Genomic DNA, 15,828 nt, shown 5'->3' with positions numbered 1-15,828 from the left:
AAACATGACTGATTAAAATTTTCTCAATTTTTCTTCCCCCACCTTCAACATCTCTTTCTCCACTTGATTCCATTCTCCAAATAGTAAATCATGAAGAACGGTTGCTGCTGAAGTTGTATTTTCTTTTGAATCATATACACAACTTCTATCTCGTTGGTAAATTTGAATTCTTTCAAAGATAGCTAGTTCTTCCAATTGCCGTGTATTATCAACTAGATGATTTACAATGAAATCATGATGTTCTTTTGGAGTTGCACGTGCTTGATTTGGATTGATAGCGTATAGTTCTTCGTATCGGATAAGGGTGCTCAGATAGGACAGCTTAGGCTTTGTCGCAATCAAGGCTAATTGTACTTCATATCCCCTACTTTTCAAGAGTTGTGCTGTTTTCTTTGGAACATCAATCGTTCGTAAAGTTCCCTCTATCAAAAGATTGTATCCCAAATGACTCAATTCTGTTACTAAAGACTCTACCATTTGCCCTGCAAAATCTTTGGTGTATTCTACACTATCTTTGCCATATTCTTGCTGCAGTTCTAAATAGTGTGGATGCTGAGAACGAAAACTATCGCCATCTATGATAACAATATTTCCTTGAAATTCTTTCTGTTTAATACGATGAATTGTAGTCTTGCCAGCACCACTTTGCCCTCCAAGCAAAATCGCTATAGGTTGCTTACTGGACTTTCTTCCTCTTGTCAGAGAACGAAGATTCCGTGCTAGAGCATGTTTGAATTCACTATCAGTATAATCTTGGATTTCCATTAAGCTACCATCCGTTTTTCAGATATCTCTAACATGCGCTCAATTCCATCCAAATAGCCGCTATATCTCTCTATTTCATCAAAAGTTTCAACTAAATAGATATTCGTATGAATCAAGTCAGATAGATCATCACTCATTAAAATCCAAGGATTAGATTCATCATCAATGCTAATTCCCTGACTATCTTGATAACGATAAAGTCGAGATAATAGATTAGCACCTCTTTCTTTCACTATTTCAATTTTTAAAGTCAGTTCATAATCTTCAACAGGATTAAGCATTTTGTCTTCTCCTACAATATCGACATAAGATACATTAAACTTTTGACAAATGATGTCTATTAGCTCCGTAGAGACTGAACTAGTTCCATTTTCATAACGACTCAAGCTATTTCGAGAAATTCCTATAATTTGGGCAAATTCGGGTTGTGTTAAGTCGTGTGTTTTACGTAAGGATTTTATGTTCTTTCCAATCATGGCAAACTCCTTTATTTTTATAATTCAATTATAGCATAAAAAAGTATAACGCACCAATTTTGGTGCGTTATTGACTATTTTTCCTAAATCTCTCTAAATTCTTCTCCAATTGTTCCTTATGAAGTTGATTTTTAGCTTCCTTTAATGTGTCGTCCAATGTTTCTTCCCTATAAATTGATTCTGTTTTTACTTGTTCTGATTCTTGATCTGGAGTGAAAATGATATCTAACAGTCTGTCAATTTTTTCAAGATTTTGGACGGGCATATCAGATAGTCTATGAATTAGCTTCTTAAATACATCACTATTGTCTTGTTTTTTCTTAAAAAGTTTTGTAAACATCTATAACCTCTCAAAAAAAGCAGCCTTTTAAGACTGCTTAGTGTAATTCCGAAATCGCATCATAAATGGACTGCAATTTCTTATTATCTTTATTCTTTGTGTCAATCAACGTATGTAGCTCTTCAATTTTCTTTTGACTGCTTTGAATATCGCTATTGTTATCCGCAATAAGTCTTTTAAGATGTTGCTGATAACTTGTAGTGATATCTGTCTCTTTTCCTGTTCTAACCTCTGTGACTTTAGGTTTAGAACTAGAATTTGATTCCGTCACAGGCGCTTGTTTTCGCTTTTGAAAAGCTGCTTCATAATTTACTTCATTACCTCCTTGATGATTTCCAAATAAGGCCGCAATTTTATCTGAATCCCCTTGATTTTCTGATTTACTTTCTAATGGTTGATTAAAATTCCAATCTTTTGTCATTCACTCATTTCATCCTTTCTAAATTCAGAATCATCGAATTGTCTTTCTTTACCAAAGGCATGGTCAAGAGCTTCTTCAAAACTCATGTGACTGATGCTTTGACGCCTTTTGAACGTCGCAAACATCGCTGTCTCCAGTTGCTCTCTGTAAGCAGCTAGTTTTTCTGTCTCTCTTGCTACCTTGCTTTCTTGCCTAGTGACCTTTTCTTCTAAGCGCTCGATTATGGTCATATACGATCCTCCTTCATTCTAATATTAGCTAAAACATCTTGATTTTGTTATCACAATTCTAAACATTGAGAGGTTTGTCTTACTGGTTGATTCCTCAATGTCTCTTTTACATTCTCGATCATCAATTGTAAATCTGATTTCTTTTCTCTAAGAATATCGTTCCAGTCTATTTTTTCTTTCCCAGATTCATTATTAGGTAAATCCAGTAAAACAGGAAATCCTGATTGAGATAACTTATCAGAAAAATCTTTTCCTGCATCATCACAATCTACCGCAAGTGTCAATAAATCAGGATGATTATCGAAATAGGTGGTGGTATCACGAATTGTATTGATCAAATGCAATAACTTTGAAGGTGTTACTGTATCTAAAAATTCCAACTTCTGATTTTCTTCAGCTATTAGTCGTAAAGTTTGATAAGCAACAACAGACCTTTTTAATCCTTCCATAGATACCAAACGAACATCAGTTAGACTTTGTTGATGAAGTTCGTAATAGCTTATCAAGTCGACGAACGATTCACAAAAAACCAGTCTATTTGGTTTACCAATATCAAAAGATATTCCAATATGTCCATGGCTTCCTTTTAGAATCGTTTTCAGCCTCTCTCTAGGAAGAGAGTGATTCTTATAAATCCCTTGTAAGCTTGCTGCCTGCAGCTTGTGACGATGATCATAGCTTTTAAAAACGATAACAGGTTCAACTGTTTCATTTGTTTTCCAACTAGCTTGGGCTATCAAACCTTGTTGAATCATCTTTTGTATGATTTCTTCTGAGATTCCTCTACATTCTGTTAAATAATATCTAGCCAGACTGCAGTTAGAATCTTCTACTCTCTTTAAAGGATAATAAAATGGTCTCTCTCTTTTTTCTTGAACAGCTTCTTTTTGAAAAGGTTCTTCAGAAAGAAAGGCTAGAGCTTCTTTAAAGGAAATTCCCTTAACAAGTCGAACAAAATCAATGACATCACCTTGAATATCTCTTGAAAACCATTTAAAAGTATTGGTAGTTGAAAAAATCCGAAATGAATCGTGTTCAGAATGCTCATAGACACTGGTCGAAACTTGTTTAAAGGAGATACCTAAACGACTTGCTACATCAAGAATTGAAATTTGCCTACATTCTTCTATTTCCATGCAATATCATCATTTTGTCGTAGTATTTGGCAGTGATGGTATTGATGATGATTCTTCTAAAGTTTTGGGAGTGGCCTTATCTAAATCATCTAATCCAGATTTCCAAACCTGTACTTGATTGACCAATAACTTACCAGGTAGTTTAGAATAGGACAATTTAACCGTTCTGGTTTCTGTCTGATTGGTCTTTGATTGGTTTGCATTCTTTAAATCGGATACATAGGTTACATTATATGAGACCATGGCAATGGCTTGATTCGTAGTCTGATTGACAAAGATATCAGCTTTTTCAAAATGATAATCTAAAATATAATCCTTATACACTTGGTTCATGGCATCATTTTGACTTGACAATTCTTGAGAATAAGCCGATTCAGTCATATAAGGTTGAATACGTGTATTATTTTCTCCGAGCTTTTCTTTCGTATAGTACTGCGTCAAAAATTCTTTTACAGTATCCGATGACAAAATGCTGGCTTTATCTTCTGCTTGTTTATTCTCTACAAGTTTAGCTGCAGCCAATTCAATCTCTTTACGACTTTGTTTAGCAGTCGAGTGTTGACCAGCAGTATATCCCATCATGAGAATAAAGCTAGTTGCAGCCACTGCTCCAACACTAATTAAGGCTTTAGTTTTGACTTTATTTAACATCTTAGACCTTCTTTCTATAAAAACTAGGTCAAGAATAACAAAAAGGACTTGTAAGTTTTATCACACCATAATAAAAGGTGATTCCTACATTTAAGAAGCAAAATCGTACAGTTCAGAGAAAAATATCAAAACTATCTGTCTTCAGCTTATAATGTAACTATGAAAAATTTAAAAGAAGAAAATTTGAGAAGAGCTCTTTCTCATATTGAACGACATAGACAAGCCATAAATACAAGTAATAACAGTGAGGATAATGATTTTCATAAATTACTGCTCCAATTTAGCTATGAAGTATATGAAAGAATCAAGGCTAATAAAAAACCTTATCCGAATTTAGATTCAGATAAAGTTTTTTAACCATCTAACAAGTTTACATACTTTCCTTAGTTTTGGAGTTTATTAAACGCCAACTGAATCCTAGAACCAACATCAGATTGATGAAAAGGTACACAGCCGTAAAACTAGTTAAACCATGTTGTCTGATATCATCGAAGTATAAAGTCGGTTCAGTAAAGAACAGATAAATTCCATAGACCTCCACGAAAATAAGAAAACTGATAAAACCAATAAGGAAAAGTCCACTGGCAATAAGAAAGAGTCTCCATAAAAGAATGAGAATTCCTCCTACTGCTAAAAAAATTACTGGGATAAGGAGTAAATCATTCATGACTTTCTCCTTTCTAGTCAATCAATTGACGATAATGGGTGGCAAGAGAGGAATCAAACTCTTCTAATTTTTGAACTAAGTCCAAATACTCCTCTTTCTCATGTTCTTCAAAGTCCACACCTCGATGATTCTGAAGAGCGATTTCCAATTGACTAGTAAGTTCTCGTATAGAAAAGCTGTAATCGCCTGTCACTTCCTCATAATGTTCCTTTAACTCCTTGTAGGCTTGGTATTCTTCAGGTGTTTGAAATCCCTGTACCAAAGCCTCTTCTAATTGATAATAGGTATCTTCCATCATAATCGTTACCTCGTTTCTTTCTATCTTTATTCTACCGCGCTTTTCTTTTCTTGTCCGCTATTTATATCTATTTTTTAATCCAATTCAAAAGAAAGTTGTTCTTGCTTTTCTTTTCCTTTTTCGTGGAATTGTCGTAAGGCCTGATCAATAATATCTAAATCCGTTTCTGTTTCAATCAATGGCGCGAGTACATCGTATTCGGCCTTTTTAGTTTGATAATCCTCTTCCTTTGGAAAATTTTTCTCAATTTCTATCTTAGCAGTAGTCCATTTATCCTTTAATTCATCCAATAAGTTCTGAGTTTTCACTTGGTCATCTTTAATGTGGTCTATCGTATGTTGGAGTCTTTGAATTGTCCCCAAAGGAGAATACAAATCTAAACTGACAGAATACCGATTTTCTCCTACAATCTTAACAGAGAAAGTTTCAGGAAGAGGTTGATTTGTTGGAAGACTAAGCATTTTAATGTCAAATCCTCGATAACTGGCTAGGGTACGTAATTCTTTAATATCAGCTTGATTATGACGGATAAGACGGTGTAGGGATTCCCCTGCTTCAGCTCGTTGCTCAAAAGCTTGCTTGCCTACCGTCATAGAAAATGATTGGTCTTTCGACATTTCAGACTGTTGAATGTCGCCTTCATACTTGCTTAATCGTTTCTCAAGAATGGGAATATTTTCTTCACAGTAAGAGATTGTATGACGATAGTGATCCTTGCTACGTTGAAAGGCGCGTCTTTGATTTTCTAATAGGGTTAGATCATTCTCTAGTTCCATCTTATATTTGAGATAAGGATTACCTGTTGCTAGTGCCTTAAAATCAGAAGCTGTCATGGTCTGCTCATCAATGTCTTCTGCAGCACGAATCGGCTCCTTAGAAGTCATAATCTGCTTAATATAACGGAGTTTGTTCTCCTGAGTTGCCCATAGATAATTATCAAACGAACCTTTGGTAATATAGTGGTAAATATCCACTTCCTTGTTTTCATTTCCTTGTCGGATAATCCGTCCATTGCGTTGCTGAATGTCACTTGGTCTCCACGGTACATCCAGATGATGAACTGCTTTCATCTTGCTCTGAACATTTAAACCTGTTCCTCCTTTTTCAGTTGAGGCAAGAAGAATCCGCACCTCTCCTGCATTGACCTTTCGAGACAAGCTATTCTTCTTTTCATCACTATTGGCATCATGTACAAAGGCAATTTCCTTACTAGGGACTCCTCTATCAACTAATAAAGCCTTAATCTCAGAATAAACATCAAAGCCATTGTCCTTTTTCTTAGGTGTTCCAATATCTGAAAAAATCATCTGAGTAGCCTTATTTTCCATTCCCTCACGATAAATTCTTTCAACATTATCCACTACCTGAAGCAATTTATGATTGTCTGCTAGACTATAACTAGAGTCCAATAAACGCATATCAATTGCTAGTTTTCGTGCCTCACCTGTTATCTTTAACATGTTATCCTGGCTCGGATCAACTGTTCCACATTTGACCATATCTGACCTCATAACCAATTCTTCTAAATAGAGTTTCTGGTTTTCAGTTAACTCACTCTCAATAGGGATAATATGAGCTTCTGGAACAGGTAAATCCAACATATCTTGTGTTTGAATGTCGGCTGTTTCTTTATAGATTTTCATCAACTCAGGTAGATTGACAAACTTTTTGAATCGTTTCTTAGGTTGGTACTTATCCCCTGTAGGAGCTAATTCCATAGAGTTTTGAATTTCTCCAAAAGCACCTACCCAAGAGTCAAAATAATCAACTTGATAGCGTTTTAAAATATCTGGTTGAATATAGTTCATCATAGTATATAACTCACTAATAGAATTGGAAACAGGTGTTCCTGTCGCAAAGACAATATTTTTATAATCATGTTCTTCCTGAATCTGTCGAACCTTCATTTCCATATCCACGTTCTTCTTAGAGGTTGTATTGGTAATCCCTGCTACATTTCCAAGTCCAGTAATTGGACGAATATTTTTAAAGTGATGTGCTTCATCCACAAAGAGAAAATCAATTCCTAAGTTCTCAAAATCAATAAAACTATCACGATTAAAGCGTTGGAGTTCTTCCAATTGTTTCTCTAGACCACTTATTGATTGCTCTGCTTCTTTAACGGTATACTTATTTTCAGAATGTGTTTTAATCTCTCGTAGTTCATTGAGTTTATCCTCTATATAGTTCATCTGTCTTTCCTTACTGACAGGGATTTTTTCAAATTGAGAATCCCCAATGACAATGGCATCGTAATCTCCTGTAATAATACGAGAAACAAATTGTTTTCTTCTCGCCTTCACAAAATCTTTCTTAGTGGTCACAAAGACTTTTTTAGTAGGGAAAAATTTCATGATTTCTTGGCCAAACTGAGCAGACAAACTAGAGGGCACCACATACAAGGGCTTATGAACCATCCCCAACTCCTTTAATTTAAACCCAGCACCAAGCATGGTCAAGGTCTTTCCTGAACCTACCTCATGAGCTAATAAGGCTCTTTTTTCTTCTATAATTCTTTGAATGGCATTCTCTTGGTGAGGACGAAGACTGATGTTTTGTGCCAAGCCATCAATGACTAGATGGCTACCATCATACTCTCGACTAACCGTCCGATTATAAAGACGATTGTAACTTTCTTCAATGACTTGTTGGACTTCTGGATACTGTGAGACAAATTCTTGAAAGAGCTCTTGTAAATGCTGCTCTTTTGCTCTTAGAACAGAGGTTTTTTCCAAATCTGTGATGGTCTTTTTCTTTTCTCCTTCCGTAACAGTCATGGTAATCGTCGGTTGGTTCGAATTAAGTAAATTCTCAAAAATCTTTCTTCCTGTATCATAACGTGACCCACTAACTCCAAGACTACTATCTTTGGCACTTGGATAGCGATAAGCAAATGATGTCCTTAAATGAACCTGGCCATCGACAGGATTCACTTCAATGACTTGTTCAACATCTGGCGAAGACAATTCAAATTCACGATTGGTAAAACATTCAAAGGCAAATTTACCATAAACGGATTGAGGAATCCAACGTGACCCTATTTTAAACTCAATATCTGCCAGATGAATCCTTGGAGGGCGAACAGATTCTAACAAATCTAAAGCATGGTTCCAATCATATTCTTGGTTGTTTTCCTCCACTAATAGTTGAACTACTTCTATCTTGTTGAGAATATCTCCTGATAAAAACTGGTTCTTAGAAAGGTATTTTCTTTCCCCTCTTAAATAGCTTTCTGGATCCATTAAAATCTGGTCACCTAACTCATCTAAAATAGCAGCTTGGCTATGTTCGGGATAAATTGATACCATATAGTCTAAATCAACCCCTCTACCATCCGATAAACTAGAGTTTAAGGCATCTAAAGCCGTTGATACTCTTGTAATCACTCTCTCCGGCCTAACCAATGCTTTCTCAAAGGCTAAAGATTTTTTATATTTTACTTTCTGATCTTTAGAATCAATGTATTCATCTTCTAAACTTGCTAATAAAGAATACTTATCGTCACTATCAAATAAGTTCCGATTGACTGAGGCATTCAAGTATCCAAATTGACTTACAAAGCGATTATAGTCACGATTGAGTTTACTAAGTAATACCTGAAAATCTGTCCGACTATAATCTGGATGACGTTGAATTTCAATTAAGGATTGATAGGTCTCTCTCAAATCAACCATGCCCTTAATGCGACTAATATCCTTATCCGATAAGGGACTTTCATAAAAGATAGTTTTTTTGAACAGTCCCTTATATTTCCCCCTTTTACTCGCTTCTTCTGACTTGTAAACATCTAGTGCTTCCTCATCAGTCAAATGAAGTTGCACGAATCGGTCTATTTTATGTTCAGACAAAGAACTGTCCCAAGCTTTAAAATCTCCCTTCTCATCTACATAATAACTAATTTCGTCAACTTTTGAACTTTTCCGAATGCCATGCGTATCTCGGTAATAAATTTGATTTCCCTCATATCCAAAAGAATAGAGCGTTAAGTCCTCACGTATACGACTTGGGATAGAATTATCCACTTCTTCTTGGATAAAAACAGGTGCTTTCAAAGAATTGTCAATTTGTTTAGGAGCTTCTACATTCTCTAATGCTTTCATTATGTCAGTAGCTAATGTTTCTGATTCCCCCTTAACATTGAGGGTTCCTCCATTAAAATTACGTACCTCATATTGACCCAAAACTTGTGTATTGTATTTCCCATCAAAATAAGGATTGATCCAGACACGCTTATCCTCCTCAAAGGGAATAGAACCACTAAAAACAAGTTCCTCTTCATTAAGATTCTTTGCTTGATCCTTTTGAAAGAAGAGGAGATCTGTGGTTACACGAGTACCTGCAATGCTTTTAAAAGCCGTATCTGGCAACCGAACTCCCCCTAAAAAATGAGTGTTGGATTTAATCTCTTGTAAGACATTATCTGTCCGTTTATCCATTGTGCCAATAGAAGAGATAATCGAAACTTGTCCTCCATCTCTTACTAAATCAAGTGAGTGTTTGACAAAGTAATCATGAATCATATAAGGTTTATCATAGTTTTTATCTGCAATGCGAAAATTTCCAAATGGGACATTCGTTAAGACTAAATCAAAACTATTATTTTGATAGGAAACTTCTTCAAATCCTCGCACTTCAATATGGGTATTGGGGTGGAGTTGTTTTGCGATTGCGCCTGTCACGCTGTCTAATTCAACCCCATAGAGTTCTGATTTCTCTCGTATCCTTCTAGGCATAGCCGCATAGAAGTTCCCAGTCCCCATAGAAGGATCTAATATCCTCCCTCCCTCAAAACCATCATCCAGTAATTTTTGCCAAATCTGGCGAATAATCATTGGGTCTGTATAATAGGCTGTGAGAGAACTTTGTTTCATGGCGGAGTATTCTGATTTACTTACTAAACTCTTAAGAGTTAAACGTTCTGCTTCATACTTTGGATTGAGTTCATCGAAAAATTCATTGGCAAGACCACCCCAGCCGACATACTTGGCTAGTAGCTCTTGTTCTTCTGGATTCGCTTGTCGTCCCTCTTTTTCTAATCTTTTAACAAGTTCAATTGCGGCGATATTCGTTTCAATTTTTTCTCGATTTGTCTTAGGATAAAAGTTCTCTAAATCATCTGGAAAAACAAAATCTTGAACAGGAATATCCAACTCTTCTAAACTTGAAATAAGTGGTGTTGATTCTGTTTCATTAAACTTTTCCTTTTCTTCTTCCAGATAGGAAAACAAATCTATTTCCTGACTTTCACTTGATGAATCCATCTCAATCTCTGAATCTTCTTTTTCAAGTTCTACATGAGACAATACTCGTTCAATCTCTTCTAAACTGTTCAAGTATAAGATAGGATTCTCTTCAAATAACTGGTTGGAATCATTGAATAGCTCTAGGCGAACTAAGCCATTTAACTGAGCATTTTCAATCGAAACCAACTGAAATACTTGTCCTTTATAACTTACTTGTGAACCAATTGGATATTCCCTCAAAGCTTCTTCTACAATTTTATCGACATTAGAAAAAGGGTTCGTTTCTTCCGTTTCCTGTTCAATATCACTTGAAGGAGATAAAGATTCCTCTACTTGATTAGACTTTTCTCTTATAGCTTTCACTTCATCAAAATGAGTAATAATCTTCAGCTTTTGTGTCAGTGGGAGTTGTGTGTAGTTTTCTTCATGATGGACAAGATCCGTAACGGTATCTAAAGTAGCCATCAATTCTGAACCCAAATAGGCTAGAACATCTCCCTCTTTTTCTTCAAAATGAATCTCAAGAAGTTCTTTTTTTAGTTCTTTGGAATCAACCATTAGAAGAAATTCCTCTATATCTCTACTAATACGGTCAGATAGATTATTCGCAACCCGATAGACATTGACTAAATTGACATCCTGATTCTGATGAAATACAAGCTCACTTAATGGTGTTAGCTTCTCTTTTTCAGATTGGATATAAAATCGAGTGGAAAGGTTATAGGTTGCGACTTCTAGCACCAAGTTTTTCTCAAAATTACTTAATTGAGATAATTTACTTAGACCTGCTTGTCCAAATTTTCTTGTGTAACTTTCTAAATCTTGGTCATTATTTTCAGAACTGGCCTCTAGGAAAGAAACAATATCTTGATGAAACGAATAGACATGAGGTATCTCTTCTATTTTGCCCTCTTTAGTCAAAAAACTCTCTACCAAATCCTGCCATTTCTCATCAAAATGTTGCGCTTGATAACGAAGAAATAAGTCCATTTTCTCTCTATCTTTTGGAATTGTTCCACGAAACATAGCCAATAATTGTATTACTTCCATACTCGCTCCTTTCATCTATACGAAAATAGGAGAATCACATGATTTCCCTACAACTCTATCTCCATTTCAACCTCTTGAGGACTGATTTCTAAATCACTAGATAAAAGAGAAACGGCATCCGTTCTCATGTAGTAAGTATATAAGTCTTCTAGGTCTTGTTGGTTTTCAATCCCTGTTTCAATACTAATCAGAGCCTGTATAAATTCCTTGTAGTGACTCTCCATCATATCTGAAATCTTTTGTTTCATTTCCATTAATACTGAGGACGGTTCAGTGATACTTGTTTGGTCTATGTCTTGTAAATCCTTTTCTAAGGGATTGGTTCCTTCTTCTATTTCCACTAAATCTGAACGTCCATCACCATCAGAATCTGCGCTAAGAGGATTGGTTCCTAGCGCCAATTCTTGAGCATCAGTTAATCCATCTTGATCCGAATCACGTTGATAAATGGCTTCCATATACTTCCTTCTTTCCTAGTTAATCTTTTTTCACTCCAATCCTACCAAATATTCCTTGAAAGAAGTATCACAACAAAAAAGAGAACGAGCCAAAACTGCGTTCTCCTTAAAATGATAAAACATTATTATCAAAGTAAAAAGATGACTTACAGAATCTGTAAGCCACCTAGTCAGTCGGTTTATTCTGGTGTCTGCCACCGCTTGGCCATTACGTCCAAGATTGCTATCGGATTTTGTTCTGGTGTCCGCCACCGCTTGGCCCTTATGTCCAAGATTACTATCAGATTGACCATGAGCCGACCACTCATCTACACCATTATTCTAACGAATATGAGCTACAAACGCAAGAGAAAAACTTATTTTGGATTTATACACTATAGAAAACATACACTATCTTTAGATTGAACTTTTGTTCAAAATAAGCTATAATGAATTTAAGTAGAAACAGGAGGTAGAACAAATGGCTACAATCAGTTTAACACGTGATATAAAACTAACAAACGAAGATGCTCTAAAAATTCTTAATCATGAACCATCTAAAAAGCTACAAGCAGTCTTGAAATCTATTAAATCACAAGACGCTACCGCTCCAACGAAAAATAAACTCATTTTAAAGTATCTGTAAGATGACAATTCAAGTAACACCACTTAAGCAATATCTTGAAAATATTCAAGTGCTGGCTCCTGATAAAACTGAGAAACAAGTTCAGGAGCTATTTAAAACTATCATTTTAGAAAATGTTAATTTCAAAGATAATGAAGAGATGTTGACTTATCTATCTGATAAAGCTCCCAATTTTGAAAAACAACATCGTTCTCGTAATTTTATCGTTGAAGAAACTGAAACAAATAACATCATAGGATTCTTTAGTTTATCTCTCAAAGTTGTTGATATTTCTGATTTAAAGGAATCCTTAAAAAAGAAACTCGTCCTAAAAGGAAAAAGTCCCAAAAATATTGATTATCTCCCTGTGTTACTTATCGGTCAATTCGGCAAAAACACAAAGCTAAATAAACTATCAGGACAAGAGTTATTTGAAATTGTAATTCAAAAAATTGAAGAATTTCGAGCAATTGTAGGAACTCAGATGGTATTTTTAGATAGTATCAATCATCCTAAAGTCATTCAATTTTATGAACAGTTCGGATTTGTTGCTTACAGTCAATTGATTAAAGACGATCATCAAGTAAGTTATCAACCTATGGCATTAAATATGTCACTCTATAAAAAATAAGAATCATGTCACCTAAACTGATGACATGATTCTTTTATTTCACCGTATAAGCAAAACTGATGGCACTATCTGCTTGCGAGATTTTTCTAAAGGTATAGTTAGGGTTGCCACCATAGTTAGTTTCAGACACAAGGAAAGAACCATCATCATAGACTTTCTCGACAAAAGCCACATGACCGTAGATAGCTGGTGTGCCATGTGTACCTCCTACAAAAGAAACAATGGCACCTGCTCTTGGTGTAGAGCCAGTTTCCCCACCAAGACTTGAAGCTGTCGCAACCCAGTCTTGACCATTTCCCATGGTATTAATGATTGAAATCTTCTCACCATTACTTCCTTTTAATTTTAAGCCTAACTGATTCATACGAGCCGCAACACCCCATGTACATTGTCCATAGGCATAGGCCATACCATCTCCACCACCAGGAACAGAATGATCATACAAGTCCCCACGAACACCTTCGAGGGATTGTGGATCACTCTTTGCCTGTCCTCCGTTTGTTTGGCTAAAGCCTTTTTCAATTTGGTAATACCATTCTGTTGCTCTGGTTTGTCTTTCCAGTAGTTTGTCACCAGAATTTCCCTCCCAATAGGTAAGGAAGAGTTGGGCTAAATTGGCTGCACTGCCCGTATTTCCAAAGAAATCCTTTAACCAACTTTGATAGTAAGGACTATCCCCATGAAGCATAAAATCAAGTTGGAGATCTAAATCATACCACTTCTTATTTTTGATATGTGCATAATTCAATAAAGCTGTATGCCGTGTTGAACCATCTGCAGTATCCGTCCATTGACCTAACCCCAAACCTCTATGAAGGATATTAGGATAAGCACCACTATAAATGGCTGGACCTCCAATTGCTAACCAGGTTTCATCATCCCATGAGGAATCGGTAGCGCCAACAGGAGGAGATAAATAATCCCCTTCAGCTCGTTTTGGATTAATAGAAGATTCTACCGACCAATTTCCTAAAATAGCCGCAATGGCTTGGGGACTTGCCCCTTGAGATTTCAAAAACTCATAAATATGTTTTGCTCGTTCAAACTCATCCCCACCAAACTGACCAATGGCAGGTAAGATAGTTGTCTGAAGTTGAATGACTTTTGGAAAATAAAATTGCGGATTGACATACACCAATTTTTCTTTCTTGTTCTTATACTTTTGATAGGAAACTTTCAAACCTGTATCGTCTGGTGTTTCACCAATAATATCACCCGTTAAGACTCTTGTCCCCTCAATCGCACGGCCATTATGAATAGAATACAAGGTCAATCGACTCTCATTCTCTCCTTTTCCGTTAGTGAGAATAATATTGTCACCATCTAGAGATACAACTCCATCCATTGGTGCGACAATCGTTTGGTGAGCCTTTGCTTCTAGTAGAATGTACTCCTGAAGAGTAGGTTTCCCATCTAAATCATAGTATCCATAACGATAAGTCATGGTTAGACTATCTTCGTTGCTTTTCCCCTCAAATGGATTGTCCAATTCCTGCATGGAAGCATATACACCCTCTTCTTTTAGTTCCTTCATTTCCTCTTGATCGTCTTTCGAGAGTTTATACTTAGGAGTTTCATAGAGGTCTTGCATGGATTTCAAATCATCCCCATCGTTTAAATCATGCCACAAAGTAGACAGATAATCCTTGTAAGTTTCTGAACTAAATAAGTGAACTGGTTTGTGTAACTCATAGTCATGGAATTTAAAGTTCATATAGCCCATCACATCATCAACTTTTGTGTAATAAGTAATTCCTTTGTCATTTGTGCGAGTATGTTCTGCATCTTCCCAAGTTAGATGGGTATAAGCTTTTGTTAATTCAAATTCATCTTGTTGAATCAAACTAGCAGATGAAAATCCTAAAAAGAAGCTCATCATAAGTAAGAGAAGAAAGACTAATCCTCCAACTATCCAGGTTGCAGGATTCCCAGCCGTAAATGTAAAGAAGGAAAAGGCTGCTTTTAGTTTTTGATAGATATTTCGGACACTTGAAAGACCTTGTTTCTTTAATTTTCGATACCGATTTTTAAAGGAACTTGGATTATCTTTCGCTAGTTTCCATCCTTTTCCATCCTTAAAATGATGGTATCGCTCTTTTGTGTTGGTCAGTCTTTTCTTGGTAAAACGACCTGTTGCTTGTCCTGTTTTGACACTAGCTTTTCCAAGATTATAAGAAAGTCGACTGTAGCGTTTCCCTTTTCTAATGGTCTCTTGAAGTGTACGATAGCCTTCTAAATCTTCATTTTCTGAAGCTAACTCTCCACCTTCACGTCCAAGGACATAAAGAAAAGTTTTGGCTTTCCTACTGACTTTTTTGGACTTATAGGCTTGTTTAGTAGATTTTAGATTATCTTTTGCGGCCTTGACTTCTTTCTTAGCTTTTAATTCTTCTAAACTCTTCCCTTGAAAGAAAAAATTGGATTTTGCTTTCGATTCCTGACCATAAAGAAATTTTTGATTGGTTTTTCTTTCTTTACGACTCTCTTTTCTTTCTTCTTTTGCTTCTACCTTGGCTTCTCTAAATTGCTTCTTGGCTATTTTCAATCGTTTCCTAGCATGAGGCAATCGTCTGTCTCTTAATTCTTTCCGATTCAAAAGAGATGGAGGAGTATTTTGAAGGATGTGATTGTAGTCTTCATTTGCTTGTTTTACTCTAGCCTTTGAAGCTTCTCTCATCTCCTCTAGCTTTTCTTTTATCTCTTTTTTCCATGCTTTTTCATCCAGTACAGCGGAATCTTTTTTCTGTTTCCTTACCTCCTTCTTTCCTTTTTTCAAGAATTTCTTCTCATCTTTTAGACTTCTTCTAAATGCCTTTCGGGCACGTATGATTTCTCTTTTATCCTTCATTTACCTTCCC

Annotated in this window: 16 protein-coding genes; 4 read left to right on the top strand and 12 right to left on the bottom strand. The window is 35.9% G+C overall.

Annotated features, from left to right (window positions below):
• Nucleotides 1–12: 12 nt before the first annotated feature.
• From pezT to GOM47_RS03750, 7 genes are all read right to left on the bottom strand, one after another.
• Nucleotides 13–765: a type II toxin-antitoxin system toxin PezT gene (gene pezT, locus GOM47_RS03780; protein WP_000405374.1), complete on the bottom strand. Its 753-nt coding sequence runs from the start codon at nt 763–765 to the stop codon at nt 13–15.
• Nucleotides 765–1,241 (bottom strand): type II toxin-antitoxin system antitoxin PezA, encoded by a 477-nt coding sequence (gene pezA, locus GOM47_RS03775; RefSeq protein WP_000579610.1) that lies wholly within the window; start codon nt 1,239–1,241, stop codon nt 765–767. Before pezA ends, pezT begins: the two co-directional genes overlap by 1 nt.
• 67 nt (nt 1,242–1,308) lie before the next feature.
• Entirely contained in the window at nt 1,309–1,581 is a 273-nt protein-coding gene (locus tag GOM47_RS03770) for a hypothetical protein (RefSeq protein ID WP_000494441.1), read from the bottom strand.
• 37 nt (nt 1,582–1,618) lie between these two features.
• Nucleotides 1,619–2,002, bottom strand: coding sequence for a DUF5945 family protein (locus GOM47_RS03765; RefSeq protein ID WP_000159224.1), 384 nt, complete (start codon nt 2,000–2,002; stop codon nt 1,619–1,621).
• Entirely contained in the window at nt 1,999–2,232 is a 234-nt protein-coding gene (locus tag GOM47_RS03760; protein ID WP_000152425.1) for a DUF5965 family protein, read from the bottom strand. Before GOM47_RS03760 ends, GOM47_RS03765 begins: the two co-directional genes overlap by 4 nt.
• A gap of 50 nt (nt 2,233–2,282) precedes the next feature.
• On the bottom strand, nt 2,283–3,368 hold the full coding sequence (locus GOM47_RS03755) for a DUF3991 domain-containing protein (protein ID WP_000401910.1): 1,086 nt from the start codon (nt 3,366–3,368) through the stop codon (nt 2,283–2,285).
• 9 nt (nt 3,369–3,377) lie between these two features.
• Nucleotides 3,378–4,019 carry a hypothetical protein gene (locus tag GOM47_RS03750; RefSeq protein ID WP_000933087.1) on the bottom strand — a complete coding sequence of 214 codons (642 nt, stop codon included), beginning with the start codon at nt 4,017–4,019 and terminating at the stop codon, nt 3,378–3,380.
• A 159-nt stretch (nt 4,020–4,178) separates the two neighbouring features.
• Between GOM47_RS03750 and GOM47_RS03745 the strand changes: the two genes are divergently transcribed.
• Nucleotides 4,179–4,376 (top strand): hypothetical protein, encoded by a 198-nt coding sequence (locus GOM47_RS03745; protein WP_002876112.1) that lies wholly within the window; start codon nt 4,179–4,181, stop codon nt 4,374–4,376.
• A 13-nt stretch (nt 4,377–4,389) separates the two neighbouring features.
• Here GOM47_RS03745 and GOM47_RS03740 read toward each other — a convergent pair whose 3' ends face one another.
• From GOM47_RS03740 to GOM47_RS03725, 4 genes are all read right to left on the bottom strand, one after another.
• Entirely contained in the window at nt 4,390–4,686 is a 297-nt protein-coding gene (locus GOM47_RS03740) for a DUF5966 family protein (RefSeq protein ID WP_024478354.1), read from the bottom strand.
• Between the two features lie 13 nt (nt 4,687–4,699).
• Complete coding sequence (locus GOM47_RS03735) at nt 4,700–4,984, bottom strand: DUF5962 family protein (protein WP_000969635.1); 285 nt, start codon at nt 4,982–4,984, stop codon at nt 4,700–4,702.
• 74 nt (nt 4,985–5,058) lie between these two features.
• Nucleotides 5,059–11,277, bottom strand: coding sequence for an SNF2-related protein (locus GOM47_RS03730; RefSeq protein ID WP_024478355.1), 6,219 nt, complete (start codon nt 11,275–11,277; stop codon nt 5,059–5,061).
• A gap of 47 nt (nt 11,278–11,324) precedes the next feature.
• Nucleotides 11,325–11,735, bottom strand: a complete 411-nt coding sequence (locus GOM47_RS03725) for a thrombospondin type 3 repeat-containing protein (RefSeq protein WP_000387508.1) — start codon at nt 11,733–11,735, stop codon at nt 11,325–11,327.
• Between the two features lie 141 nt (nt 11,736–11,876).
• On the opposite strand from GOM47_RS03725, the gene GOM47_RS03720 reads away from it, so the two are divergent.
• Genes GOM47_RS03720 through GOM47_RS03710 form a run of 3 tightly spaced genes read left to right on the top strand, consistent with a single transcriptional unit; the run spans nt 11,877 to nt 12,970 of the window.
• Complete coding sequence (locus tag GOM47_RS03720) at nt 11,877–12,140, top strand: hypothetical protein (protein WP_074192753.1); 264 nt, start codon at nt 11,877–11,879, stop codon at nt 12,138–12,140.
• A gap of 55 nt (nt 12,141–12,195) precedes the next feature.
• Nucleotides 12,196–12,360, top strand: coding sequence for a hypothetical protein (locus GOM47_RS03715; RefSeq protein ID WP_171964973.1), 165 nt, complete (start codon nt 12,196–12,198; stop codon nt 12,358–12,360).
• A gap of 1 nt (nt 12,361) precedes the next feature.
• Nucleotides 12,362–12,970, top strand: a complete 609-nt coding sequence (locus GOM47_RS03710; protein ID WP_024478356.1) for a hypothetical protein — start codon at nt 12,362–12,364, stop codon at nt 12,968–12,970.
• 34 nt (nt 12,971–13,004) lie between these two features.
• Here GOM47_RS03710 and GOM47_RS03705 read toward each other — a convergent pair whose 3' ends face one another.
• Entirely contained in the window at nt 13,005–15,818 is a 2,814-nt protein-coding gene (locus tag GOM47_RS03705) for a phage tail tip lysozyme (protein ID WP_000653450.1), read from the bottom strand.
• Nucleotides 15,819–15,828: the final 10 nt, after the last annotated feature.

This window comes from Streptococcus oralis (assembly GCF_021497945.1).
Taxonomy (GTDB): domain Bacteria; phylum Bacillota; class Bacilli; order Lactobacillales; family Streptococcaceae; genus Streptococcus; species Streptococcus oralis_BR.
The sequence above is the reverse complement of the archived record's forward strand: the minus strand, read 5'-3'. Positions and strand labels throughout refer to the sequence as shown.